This is a genomic window from Thermomonospora umbrina (genome assembly GCF_003386555.1).
Classification (GTDB): domain Bacteria; phylum Actinomycetota; class Actinomycetes; order Streptosporangiales; family Streptosporangiaceae; genus Thermomonospora; species Thermomonospora umbrina.
Genome location: NZ_QTTT01000001.1, coordinates 4,655,362 through 4,667,167, shown reverse-complemented (window position 1 = coordinate 4,667,167; position 11,806 = coordinate 4,655,362). Strand labels below are relative to the sequence as shown.

The window sequence follows — 11,806 nt, the reverse complement described above, 5'->3', positions numbered from 1 at the left end:
CACGGGCATGGGGGTGCGGCGGCCTCCGGCGTCGTCGGGTCGTTCCGAGCCCGCTCCTCGGGCCGATCGCCACGGGCCCGCTCACCCGCCCACCTGCCCGCCCTCGTCGTGGACCGGGCAGCAGGACTTCACCGGGCAGGTGCGGCACTTGTCGTTGACGCGGGCCTGGAAGACGTCGCCGGCCATGCCGTTGGCGACGATCTCGACCAGCTTCTTGGGCCAGTCCGGGTCGTCGTCCTCGGCGGGCGGGGGCTGCTCCTGTTCTCTCGCCCCCCGCGTCAGCGCCGCCTTGCCGACCTGCACCAGCTTGGCACCGCCGGGCTCGATGAGTCCGTGCCGTTCGAACGCGCCCAGCATCACCGCGTACTGGTAGACGCCGAGCTGGGGGTGCCGGCCCAGCTCGTCCTTGGGGACGGGCGTCGCGGAGGTCTTGATGTCGATGATGACGGCACGGCCCTGCTCGTCGCGTTCGGCGCGGTCGATGCGGCCCTTGATGACGACCCGGCCCAGGTCGACCTGGAAGCCCTCCTCCAGCGCCACGATCTCGTTCGGGTTGGCGCGGTGCCAGGCCAGGAACTTGTCCACCATCTTCGCGGCCTGCTCGCGCTGCTTGTCGGAGTACCAGGAGCTGCGGAAGTCCAGGTCGTTCCAGATCTCGTCCAGCCGTCGGGACACGTCGACCTCGGACAGCGACGCGTCGTTCCCCGCCATCTCCGCCACCGCGTGGATCACCTTGCCCATGGTGCTGAACTCGTTCGGCCCGCCCTCCTGCGCGCCGACCGCCGAGGTGAGCAGCCAGCGCAGCCCGCAGGTGGTGAACGTCTCGACCTGCGACGGGGAGATGGTGATCCGCTCGTCCTCGGTGAACGCCGGGCCCGGGTCGGACATGGCGGTGATGGCGTACCAGTTCTCCGGGCGGGCGCCGCGCACCCCGGCGCGGGCGAGCCGGGCCAGGTGGGCGGCGGCGGCGCGGCGCATCGGCTCGGGGCGGGCGGGGTCGGTGACCACCGAGCGCAGGTCCGCGACCAGTGCCGACAGCGACAGCCAGCGGGTCTTCTCGTCGAGCTGGGACTCCTCGAACGAGCCGGGCGCCAGCTCGTTCAGGAAGCGGGAGGGGCGTTCCTCGGTGTCGTCGCCGCCGACCGCCGTCACCACCAGCCGTTTGCGGGCGCGGGTGACGGCGACGTAGAACAGGCGGCGTTCCTCGTCGAGGAGCTTGGCGGACACGGACGCGCCCGCAGCCTCGGTCATGACGCCGCCCGAACCCACTTCGCTCCCCGCGTGGAGTTCGACGAGCTCCTCCACGCCGAGCAGGGAGCCGCGCAGCCGCAGGTCGGGCCACAGGCCCTCCTGGACCCCGGCGACCACGACGACGTCCCACTCCAGCCCCTTGGAGCGGTGGGCGGTCAGGATCCGCACGGCCTCGCCCTCGGGGGCCTGCTCGGCGAGGGTGTCGCCGGCGATCTCCTGACCGGCGACGTTGTCGACGAACAGTTCGGGCCCGGCCTGCGGCGTCCGGTCCACGAACCGGGCGGCGTGGTCGAACAGCGCCACGACCGCGTCGAGGTCGCGGTCGGCGGTCGCGCCCCGGGTGCCGCCCTTGACGCTCTGCTCGAGCAGCGTCTCGGCGAGCCCGCTCTGCTGCCAGACCGCCCACAGGACGTCCTCGGCGGTGCCGCCGTCGCGGGCGCTGTCCTGCGCGGTCCGGATGAGGGCCGCGACCCGTTCGGCGGGGGCCCGTACCTTCTCGTGGACGAGCATCAGCTCGCGCGGGTCCCGCAGCGCCTGGACCAGCAGTTCGCCGAGGGGACGGTCGCCGCCCGACAGCGTCTCCACGTCGCGCAGCGCCCGCTTGAGGCGTCGCATGGCCAGCGAGTCCGCGCCGCCGAGCGGGCCCGTCAGCAGGTCCTCGGCGACCTCGTCGGTCAGGAAGCCCTTCTTCAACGCGGCGCGCAACAGGAGGAGGAGGGGCCGCACGGCGGGCTCGCCGATCAGGGGCACCTCGTCGCCCGCGACCACCACGGGGACCCCGGCCTGCGAGAGGGCCCGGCGCAGCACCGGGACCTGGCGGACGGCGCTGCGCACCAGGACCGCCATCCGCGACCACGGCACGCCGTCCAGCAGGTGGGCGCGGCGCAGCTCGTCGGCGACCAGCGCGGACTCCTGGCTGGCGCTGTCGGCGATGACGACGTGGACCTCACCGTCCTCGACACCCTCCTGAGGTCGCAGTGCGCGGTGCTCGGCGGCCAACGGACCGGCGGGGAGCCGGCGGGCGACCCGGCGGGAGGCCCCCAGGATCTCCGGGCCCATCCGTCGGCACTCCCGCAACGCCACGACCGGCGCCGGATCCCCGTCGAGCGTCGTGAAGCGCTGCGAGAAGTCGAGGATGCCCCGCACGTCCGCGCCCCGGAAGCCGTAGATCGACTGGTCGGGGTCGCCGACGACGACGAGGTCGCGGCCCTCCCCCGCCAACTGCCACAGCAGGGTCTCCTGGGCGGGGTCGGTGTCCTGGTACTCGTCGACGAACACCACGTCGTACGCCTCGCGCTCGCGGATGCGCACCTCGTCCTCGGCCAGCATCCGGGCGGCCACGCCGATGAGGTCCGAGTAGTCGTAGGTCGCGACGGGGTCGACCGCGAAACGGTCGACGTAGCGCTCCATGAACCCGCCGATCGCGACCCAGTCGTCGCGGCCCCTCGTACGGCCCAGCGCCTCCATGTCCTCGGGGCCGTAGCCGCGTTCGACGGCCCGCAGGGTGAAGTCGCGCAGCTCCTCGGCGAAGCCCCTGGTGGACAGGGTCTCGCGCAGCCGCTCCGGCCAGACCCTCGCGCCGTCGATCGCCTCGCCCTCCAGCAGCCGCCTGACCTCCAGCAGTTGCTCGGGACCCGACAGCAGGCGCGGCGGCTCCTCGTCGTTCAGGACGGCGTCGCGGCGCAGCAGCGCGTACGCGTACCCGTGGAACGTCAGCGCCAGCGGCGAACGGGTGGTGCGCCGGAGCCGGCCGGTGATGCGATGCCGCAGCTCCTCGGCGGCCTTACGGCCGAACGTGAGGACCAGCACCCGCTCCGGGTCGACACCCCGGCGCTCGATCCGGTCGACGACCGCCTCGACGATGGTCGTCGTCTTGCCGGTGCCGGGGCCCGCCAGCACCAGCATCGGCCCCCCGGCGTGCTCGACGACCCGCCGCTGCCGCTCGTCGAGCACGGGCGGCTGCGCCCCGACGTGACCGGAGCGGCGTACGAGACGGTAGGAGGCGGAAGGCACAACAGACGATTCCAGCAGATCATCGGGGTTTGTCTGACGACAATGCGCGCATGTCGCGAAAGCGGGCCCACGGATCCTACCGGGACGTCAGTTGACCCAGGGGGTGGTGCGACGGAACTCCCCGGCCGCCAGGCCCACGACCCGTTCCACGACGGCGATGCCCGCCGCGCTCGTGGCGTGGTGGTCGGACAGCACGGCGATGAGCAGGTCGTGCCCGCCCGTCCGGACGCGGCCGACGCTGTTGATCGCCCAGAGCTTTCCGTGGGACAGCCGCCGCTGCCAGCCGTTCTTGAGCGCCACCCGGTCGCCGTCGCGGGCTGCCGCGCTGACGCCCCACGCCTGCTCGGGCGCGACCGTGCCCATGAGCTTCAACACGTACGCGCGGTTGCGCGCGTCGAGGGGGCCCTTGTCGTCGACCAGCTCGGACAGCAGCCTGATCTGCTCGTCGGCCGTGGTGTCGGTGATGCCCCAGCAGTAGAGGTCCAGGCAGCGACCGTCGACGGTCTTGGTCTTCTTGAGGCCGAACCTTCTGTTGGCGGCGGCCACGGGGCCGGCCCCGCCGACGCGTTCCCAGAGGCGGTCGGTGGCCTTGTTGTCGCTGTAGCGGATCGCCTGCTCGGCCAGCCTTCGTTCGTACGCGTCGAGCCTGCGGCCCTGCTTCTGGGCTTGGAGGAGCAGCGTCATGACGATGTCGACCTTGGCGACGCTGGCGGTGACGAACCGCGCGCCGGGGCGGTACCGGTAGGCGATCCCGGTGGCGAGGTCCCGCACGCTCAGGCTGAGCGGCCTGCCTTTGAGGTAACGGTCGATGGCGCGGGTGAGGCGTCCGCTCGCCAACTCCCGGGGCTCGGGCGGCGGCGGCTCGGGAGCGCTCGACACCTGCGGGGTGGGCACGGTCCCGGTGGGTGCGGCGGCGACCTCCACGGGCCGTCCCGGGGAACGGCTCGCCGCAGGCCCCACCAGCGACAGCACGAGCGCCAGGACCACCGCGAGCGCCGGCAGCGAACGCCGTGAGGACATGCCGGCCCCTTCCCTGGATGATCTGCGACCCACCCGGCGGTGGGCACAGGATCATGCCGTGGTCAAGTACCGGCGGCGTTACAGCCCTCTACCGAAACGGACAAATCTGACTTGCTATGTCGAACGACCATCCCATCGGGCCCGGCGGATGTCCACCCTCGTTCCGTCCGGACGCAGCGGGGTGCCCTCCACGCGGTACTCCTCCATGGCGCGCACCTCGTGGCCCTGCGGCGGACGCCCGTCCGCACGGACCACCCGCCACCACGGCACGCCGCCGCCCCACTGCGCCATGACCCGGCCGACCTGCCGTGGGCCGCCGCGCTCCACCAGCTCCGCCACGTCCCCGTACGCCATCACCCGGCCGGGCGGGATCCGCTCCACCACGTCGAGGACCGATTCGGCGTACTCGTCAGGCTCCCGCTGCATCGCCCGATTGTGACCGCCGGCCGCCCGACACGTCCAACGCACCCGGGCACGGAGCCATCGTCCGCTCGTCGAGGCCCTCCGGACGCCGCGCGCCCGGGTCTTCGAACCTTGGCGGGAACGTCCGGATTTTCCTGCGGCGGCCCGGCAGGGCATCATGCGGAGGCGTCCCACCAGCGAAGGAGTACCCCGTGACCGTGCCATCCGCCCCCTGCGTCGCGGCGCTCGACGTCGGCGGGACCCGGATCAAGGCGGGCTTGGTGGACGCCGGCCACCGCCTCCACGCCGACCGGCTGCACGACACCGGACGGGAGGACGGCCCGGAGGCGGTGATCGACCGGGTGCTCGACATCCTCGACGGGCTGGTCGCGGAGGCGGGGGCGTCGGGCCTGACGCCGGTGGCGGCGAGCGTCGTGCTGCCCGGGATCGTGGACGAGACGACGGGGCGCGTGGTGTACTCCGCCAACGTCGGCTGGCGCGACCTCCCCTTGGCCGAACGGCTCACCGAGCGCATCGCGCTGCCCACCGCCGTCGGGCACGACGTCCGGGCGGGCGGGCTGGCCGAGTCGCTGCTGGGCGCGGGCCGGGGCGAGACCGACCTGTTGTTCATGCCGATCGGCACCGGGATCGCCGGAGCCATGATCATGGACGGCCGACCGTACTCCGCCGACGGCTACGCCGGGGAGATCGGCCACATGCGGGTCACCCCCGACGGCCCGCCGTGCCCGTGCGGCGGCCGGGGCTGCCTGGAGGTGTACGCGTCGGCCTCGTCGGTCGGCCGCCGCTACACCGAGCTGCACACCGACGGCACACCCGTCTCGGCCGCCGAGGTCGCCCAACGCGTCGCCGCCGGAGAGTCCGCCGCCGTGGAGATCTGGCAGGACGCCGTGGACGCGCTCGCCACCGCCCTGCACACCTACACGACGATCTGCGCGCCACGCCTCATCGTCATCGGCGGCGGCCTCTCAGAGAGCGGCGACCTGCTCCTCGACCCTCTGCGCAAGGCCCTGGAGACCCGACTGACCTTCCAACGCCCGCCTCGGATCGTTCGCGCCGCCTTGGGCGACCGCGCCGGCCTCCTCGGCGCCGCCCTCCTGGCCTGGCGCACCGCCGGCATCTAGCCGGAACGGCGCCTCCGACGACGCGCCTCCTCAAGGCCGCGCCCCCGCTCCGGCACGTGGCCGCAGTCTGGGCGGCGCGGCCCGTCAGGACGGTGGTTCGAACGACGGGCGTCGGCCTTCTGGCGACGTCTCCGGTCCCTCGGACCTCGGGGGTCCTTCCGGAGGCGACACCTGCGGCCCGGGCGGGATGTCGGGGGCCTCGAACTCGGGTCGGGCGTCCGGCGCCTCCGGCCACGAGCCCTGGGAGGCGTGGGGTCGCTCCTGTGGCGATCCGGGGGGCGTCCTCGGAGGCTGGTGCCAAGAGGGCGGCGGGGCTCCCGGCGGGCGCGGGGCCGAGGGCCCCGGCCGTCCGTTGGGCGGCTCCCCGGCCGAGGCCATCGCGGGGGCCGCAGGGGGCCATGGGCCGGCGGCGGCCGCAACCGGGGCCGGATGGCCCGGGGGTGTCGGTGCGCCCGGCCAGGAGTCGTCGGGGCGTTCGAAGGTAGGGGCGGTCAGCCGGGGACGGGGAGGGGCCGACGGGTCGAAGAACAGCGGAGGCGGCGGGCCGGCCGGAACAGGGCCGGCGACGGGGAGGGGCCCGTCGAAGAGCCCCTGGCGGGAACGGCGGAAGAGGACGACGGTGAGGAGGACCGCCAGCCCCGCGCCGAGCACCGTGAGGCCGATGACGGCGTAAGCCATCGGCTCGGTCCAGAAGGGGCGGTCGATGACCTTCACCGGGCCCAGGTCCGTCGTGCCGAAGCGGTCACGGCTCGACAGGGCGTCGGTGCCGCCCGGCGTGGCCGCCAGGCCGGCCGCCGAGCGCAGGGCGGCGGCGGCGTTGACCTCGCCGAAGCCCACCGAGGGGTCGTACCGTCCGGTGGGGCCGAACCGGGTGCTGGCCAGCAGCGCCTGACGGACCAGCGTGGGCCTCATGTCGGGGTGGCGGGAGCGGATCAGCGCGGCGATGCCGGAGACCAGCGCGCTCGCGTCGCTGGTGCCCTCGGTGAGGAAGTACTGACCGCCGGGCCCCGCCGACGGGATGCCCACGCCGGGCGCGGACAGCAGCACCGAGTAGTTGCGGTTGGAGAACGGCGCCCGCTTGTGGCCCGGCGTGCTGGCCGCGACCGCGATCACTCCGGGATAGGACGCCGGATACGAGTACGGGGAGAAGCCCTCGCCGTCGGTCCGGCCGCGTTCGTCGCCGTCGTTGCCGACCGCCGACACCACCACGACGCCCTTGGAGATCGCGTACGCGATGGCCTGGCGCTCGCCGTCGCTCTCGCGGTTGCTGCCGAGCGACAGGTTGATGACGTCCGCGCCATGGTCGACGGCGTGGCGTATGCCCTTCGCCACCGCCCCCTTGGTCTCCTCGCTGCGCCGGTACGCGGCGAAGCCCGGGTCGCGGGGCTCGGCGATCACCCGCAGGGCGAGGATCCTGGACTGGGGCGCGATCCCGATGACGCCGGAGCGCCCGCCGGGCCCGTGGCCGTGACCGGCGATGAGCGAGGCCATGCCGGTGCCGTGGGCCCGGGTGGGCGGGCCGGCGCGGTCGACGTCGGCCAGCATGTTGGGCCCGACCGTCACCGAGCCGCGCAGGTCGGCCTGGCGGGGGTCCACCCCCGAGTCCACGACGGCGACGGTGACCCCGCGCCCCCGCGTGATCTTCCACGCCTCGGGGACGTCCAACCGGTCCAGGATGGGCCGCTGCCGGTCGCGGACGACGTCGCCCCACGCGGGCGCGGGTGTCAGCGAGGGCGCGAACGCGAGCGTGACGGCGGCCAGCGCCGCCCCCATCCGGGCCATCACCGCTCTCATCGGCCCCTCAGCATTCCCAGTCGCGGTCGCCGCAGTCGGGCAGCGACCGGGTGGCCAGTGTCTGGGCGATCGTGTGCCCCAACTGGGGGACGAAGCCGAACAGGTCCTGCGGCCGCCCCTTGGTGACGGCGGCGGCGGGACGCCCGTCGGACTGCCCCGCCGTGGTGAGCACGAGGTACGGGCCGCCGCGCTCGGCGGAGCCCCGCTGTCGTGCGGCGTCGTTGAACAGGGCGGCGGGCGTACCGGGGAAGGCGGACGCGCGCAGCACCGTCGGCGAGGACGAGAGCGCGCCGCGGGCCCGGTAGGCGGCGTGCTGATCGGGGAAGACGACCACGCCCACGGTGACCACCACGCCTTCGAGCTGGTCCGCGTACGTGGCGCGCAGCACCGCACGGCACCCGTGACGGAGCAGGACCTCGGCGGCCTTCGGCTCCAGTGAGGCTTCGCACGCGGTCTCCGGGGCGATCCCGGACCGGGTGGCGTACTCGTACTCCTCCCCGTCTCCGGGGCGGTAGGTGAGCCGTTCCGGGAAGATCCGCCCGGAGGGCCAGGACTCCCAGCGGCGCGCCACCTCGACGTCGGCGGCCCTGCGCAGCTCGGCGGCCGTCGGATCGCGGGTCAGCACCCGTACGGCCCCGGTGACCGACACCACGCCGAGGGCCACGTACCCGAACGAGACCACGAGGGCCACCACCACCCAGTGGCGTCCGGGCAGCCCGAGGACGCGACGTGTGTCCGGCTGCACCCGTACCGGGGGAGGCTCGGACGGGTGGCGGAAGGGCGGGAGGGCCACGTCTCACAACATAATGCCCATGGGCGCTAAACGCGCATACGAGCGGTGACGCCGAGCGGACGACCGCATGTTCGCCCTCCTCCACTTAGGGTCACCCACCGATGCCCGTAATCATCCGATTCATACCCGGACGGGTCGGAGCCGGGCGGGGTTCGGGAATGGGCGGCGGCATGGCAAGGTTGTCCTCAGCGGGACCGCCGAGGGCGGCGTCCCGCCCAGCCCCACAGGCCAAGCACAGGAGCATCACCGTGTCGTTGCCCCCTCTGGTCGAGCCCGCAGCGGAGCTCACCCGTGACGAGGTCAATCGCTACTCGCGGCACCTGATCATCCCCGACGTCGGGATGGCGGGGCAGAAGCGCCTCAAGAACGCCAAGGTCCTGTGCGTGGGCGCCGGCGGCCTCGGCTCGCCGGCCCTGATGTACCTCGCCGCCGCCGGCGTGGGGACGCTGGGTGTCATCGACTTCGACATCGTGGACGAGTCCAACCTGCAGCGGCAGATCATCCACCGGCAGTCCTCGCTGGGGCAGCCGAAGGCCGAGTCCGCCGCCGCCACCGTCCGCGACATCAACCCGCTGATCAACGTCGTCGTCCACAACGTCGCGCTCGACCGCGACAACGTGATGGACATCTTCTCCGAGTACGACCTGATCGTGGACGGCACCGACAACTTCGCCACCCGCTACATGGTCAACGACGCGGCCGTGCTGCTCGGCAAGCCGTACGTGTGGGGCTCCATCTACCGCTTCGACGGCCAGGCCAGCGTGTTCTGGGCCGAGCACGGCCCCTGCTACCGCTGCCTCTACCCCGAGCCCCCGCCCCCCGGCATGGTGCCGTCGTGCGCCGAGGGCGGCGTGCTGGGCGTGCTGTGCGCCTCGATCGGCTCCATCCAGGTGAACGAGGCCATCAAGCTCCTCGCGGGCATCGGCGAGCCGCTGGTCGGCCGCCTGATGATCTACGACGCCCTGGAGATGGCGTACCGCACCGTCAAGGTCCGCAAGGACCCCGAGTGCGCCCTGTGCGGCAAGAACCCGACCATCACCGAGCTGATGGAGGACTACGAGGCGTTCTGCGGCACCGTCTCCGAGGAGGCGTCGCAGGCGGCGGCGGACGCCACCATCTCCGTCCGCCAGTTGAAGGACATGCAGGACGGCGGCGACGACATCTTCCTGGTGGACGTCCGTGAGCCCAACGAGTACGAGATCGTCTCCATCCCCGGGGCCACGCTGATCCCCAAGGGCGAGTTCCTGAACGGCTCCGCCCTGGAGCGCCTCCCCCAGGACAAGAAGATCGTCCTCCACTGCAAGTCGGGTGTCCGCTCCGCCGAGGCCCTCGCCGTGGTCAAGAACGCCGGCTTCTCCGACGCCGTCCACGTCGGCGGCGGCGTCCTGGCCTGGGTCAACCAGATCGACCCGAGCCTGCCCTCCTACTGATCCACCCCGAACACACGACAGCCCCGGTCCACCGTCCGGGGCTGTCGCCGTTCCGTGGTCAGAGCAGCCAGACCAGGTCGGAGGCAAGCCGGCGGCAGGCGCTCTGCGGCGTCCGCCAGCACCCGAGGCCCGAGCCCGAGGGTGACACCGTCATGGCGCGCCCGCCGGGCAGTTCCATCCCGTACGCCACGACCTCCCGCATGACCGGCTCGCCCTCGTCGCCCCACTCCTGCACCAGCGCGAACATCCGCGCCGCTCCCCCGCCCAACGCGACGACCTCGGCGACGGCCGCCGGGTTCACCTGCGCGTCGTGGGCGTGGTAGACAGACGATGGTTCGGACTCGTGGACACCTTCCATCGGTGCTCCCTTCCGAGCATCCGGCCGGGACGGCCACAGCCTGGTACGCGAGACCGTCCCGGCCCTCTTTTCACCGTTCCCTCATCGCAGGCCGTGATCGATGACCTACGGTTGGTATAGTTCCATCGCATATCGCGCTAGGCAAGTTGCTTGCGCCAACTAGCTCGAGATCCTTTGTCGGCGATCAAGGAAGGGGATCGCGGATGGCCGCGCTCCAACGCTCGACCCTGCGGTCCCAGTGGCTGGGGCAAGAGCTCCGCCAGTTGCGCGAGGCCAAGGGCGTCCTGCTCAAGGAGGCCGCCGAATACCTCCAACGCGACACCGGAACGGTCAGCCGCTACGAGACCGGCTTCTACCCGATCCGCCGCCCGGACCTCTTGGCCCTGCTCGACCTGTACGGCGTCTCCGACCGCGAGCGCCGCGAGGCGCTGCTTCGGCTCAGCGCGGACGTCTGGCAGAAGGGCTGGTGGGACGGCTATTCAGGTGATGTGGTCGGCACCCTCATCGACTACGTGTGGCTCGAAGCCCGAGCGACGCACATCCGCTCGTTCGCAGCCATCGTCATTCCCGGCCTGCTCCAGACTCCCGAGTACGCCGAGGCCCTCATCCGCACCAACGACCGGGACGCGACACCCGAGCAGATCGAGCGCTGGCACGAACTACGGATGGCACGACAGCAGGTCCTCGACGGCGATGAGCCGTCCCGCCTCTCGGTCATTCTGGATGAGTCGGTGCTGCGCCGCCAGATCAGCACCCCCGAGATCATGGCGGCCCAACTTCGCCGCCTCGTGGAATGTGCCGCCCGACAGGCGGTGGACATCCGCGTCCTGCCGTTCCGCGCGGGAACACCAGCCGGTACGTACGGCACGTTCGAGATCTTCGAGCTGCCCGACCCGTTCCCAGAGGTCGCGTACGCGGAGACGATGGCAGGCGCCCTCTACGTCGAAGCTCCCGACACCGAGCCGTTCTTCCGAACGTACGATGGACACAAGAACCTGGCCCTCGGGCCAGCGGACTCCATCGAGCTAATCACAGCGATCACAGAGGAATGGCAATGACCACGTCAGAGACGCCCGGCACGCTCGATCCCGAAGAGCGGGCGAGCGTCGCCTGGCACATCAGCACCCACAGCCCCAACAACGGCGGCAACTGCGTCGAAGCAGGCCCCTTGGCCGACGGGACCGAGCGGGTCGCGGTCCGCCACAGCCATCATCCGGACGCCCAACTCATCCTCTACACCCGCGCCGAATGGGAAGCCTTCCTCCAAGGCGTACGCAACGGAGAGTTCGACTTCTTCACCCACTGACCAGGAGGCCGTCAGTGAACACGGCAGACACCCTCGACCCCGACGAGCGGGCCGGCGTCGCCTGGCACATCAGCACGTACAGCCCCGACAACGGCGGCAACTGTGTCGAGGCCGGCCCCCTCGCTGACGGGACCGAACGGGTCGCCGTACGGCACAGCCATCACCCCGACGCGCAACTCATCCTCTACACACGCGCCGAATGGGAAGCCTTCCTCCAAGGCGTACGCAACGGAGAGTTCGACTTCTTCACCCACTGACCAGGAGGCCGCTCGGCTCCGGCGGGCGGGCCCTTACAGT

Annotated in this window: 11 protein-coding genes; 5 read left to right on the top strand and 6 right to left on the bottom strand. The window is 72.2% G+C overall.

Annotated features, from left to right (window positions below; all coding sequences use genetic code 11):
* Positions 1-81 precede the first annotated feature (81 nt).
* The 3 genes from DFJ69_RS20825 to DFJ69_RS20815 all read right to left on the bottom strand — a co-directional run bounded on the left by DFJ69_RS20825 (position 82) and on the right by DFJ69_RS20815 (position 4,710).
* Positions 82-3,264 carry an ATP-dependent helicase gene (locus tag DFJ69_RS20825; RefSeq protein ID WP_116024155.1) on the bottom strand — a complete coding sequence of 1,061 codons (3,183 nt, stop codon included), beginning with the start codon at positions 3,262-3,264 and terminating at the stop codon, positions 82-84.
* A gap of 87 nt (positions 3,265-3,351) precedes the next feature.
* Positions 3,352-4,284: a serine hydrolase gene (locus tag DFJ69_RS20820; RefSeq protein WP_116024154.1), complete on the bottom strand. Its 933-nt coding sequence runs from the start codon at positions 4,282-4,284 to the stop codon at positions 3,352-3,354.
* A gap of 114 nt (positions 4,285-4,398) precedes the next feature.
* A complete protein-coding gene (locus DFJ69_RS20815; RefSeq protein WP_116024153.1) occupies positions 4,399-4,710 on the bottom strand; it encodes an MGMT family protein in 312 nt (103 codons plus the stop codon).
* A gap of 188 nt (positions 4,711-4,898) precedes the next feature.
* On the opposite strand from DFJ69_RS20815, the gene DFJ69_RS20810 reads away from it, so the two are divergent.
* Positions 4,899-5,828: an ROK family protein gene (locus tag DFJ69_RS20810; protein WP_245974492.1), complete on the top strand. Its 930-nt coding sequence runs from the start codon at positions 4,899-4,901 to the stop codon at positions 5,826-5,828.
* Between the two features lie 84 nt (positions 5,829-5,912).
* On the opposite strand, the gene DFJ69_RS20805 is transcribed toward DFJ69_RS20810, so the two are convergent.
* Together DFJ69_RS20805 and DFJ69_RS20800 are read right to left on the bottom strand one after the other, a co-directional pair.
* Positions 5,913-7,622 carry a S8 family peptidase gene (locus DFJ69_RS20805; RefSeq protein WP_245974491.1) on the bottom strand — a complete coding sequence of 570 codons (1,710 nt, stop codon included), beginning with the start codon at positions 7,620-7,622 and terminating at the stop codon, positions 5,913-5,915.
* 7 nt (positions 7,623-7,629) lie between these two features.
* On the bottom strand, positions 7,630-8,415 hold the full coding sequence (locus DFJ69_RS20800) for a hypothetical protein (protein WP_116024152.1): 786 nt from the start codon (positions 8,413-8,415) through the stop codon (positions 7,630-7,632).
* 248 nt (positions 8,416-8,663) lie between these two features.
* Here DFJ69_RS20800 and moeZ point away from each other — a divergent pair, with 248 nt between their 5' ends.
* Complete coding sequence (gene moeZ, locus DFJ69_RS20795) at positions 8,664-9,845, top strand: adenylyltransferase/sulfurtransferase MoeZ (protein ID WP_116024151.1); 1,182 nt, start codon at positions 8,664-8,666, stop codon at positions 9,843-9,845.
* 58 nt (positions 9,846-9,903) lie between these two features.
* Here moeZ and DFJ69_RS20790 read toward each other — a convergent pair whose 3' ends face one another.
* Positions 9,904-10,203 (bottom strand): hypothetical protein, encoded by a 300-nt coding sequence (locus tag DFJ69_RS20790; protein ID WP_116024150.1) that lies wholly within the window; start codon positions 10,201-10,203, stop codon positions 9,904-9,906.
* 203 nt (positions 10,204-10,406) lie between these two features.
* Here DFJ69_RS20790 and DFJ69_RS20785 point away from each other — a divergent pair, with 203 nt between their 5' ends.
* The 3 genes from DFJ69_RS20785 to DFJ69_RS20775 are packed head-to-tail and all read left to right on the top strand — an operon-like array spanning position 10,407 to position 11,766.
* Positions 10,407-11,261, top strand: a complete 855-nt coding sequence (locus DFJ69_RS20785; RefSeq protein WP_116024149.1) for a helix-turn-helix domain-containing protein — start codon at positions 10,407-10,409, stop codon at positions 11,259-11,261.
* Positions 11,258-11,509: a DUF397 domain-containing protein gene (locus DFJ69_RS20780; protein WP_116024148.1), complete on the top strand. Its 252-nt coding sequence runs from the start codon at positions 11,258-11,260 to the stop codon at positions 11,507-11,509. The genes DFJ69_RS20785 and DFJ69_RS20780 overlap by 4 nt, the downstream gene beginning before the upstream one ends.
* 14 nt (positions 11,510-11,523) lie before the next feature.
* Entirely contained in the window at positions 11,524-11,766 is a 243-nt protein-coding gene (locus DFJ69_RS20775) for a DUF397 domain-containing protein (RefSeq protein ID WP_245974490.1), read from the top strand.
* Positions 11,767-11,806: the final 40 nt, after the last annotated feature.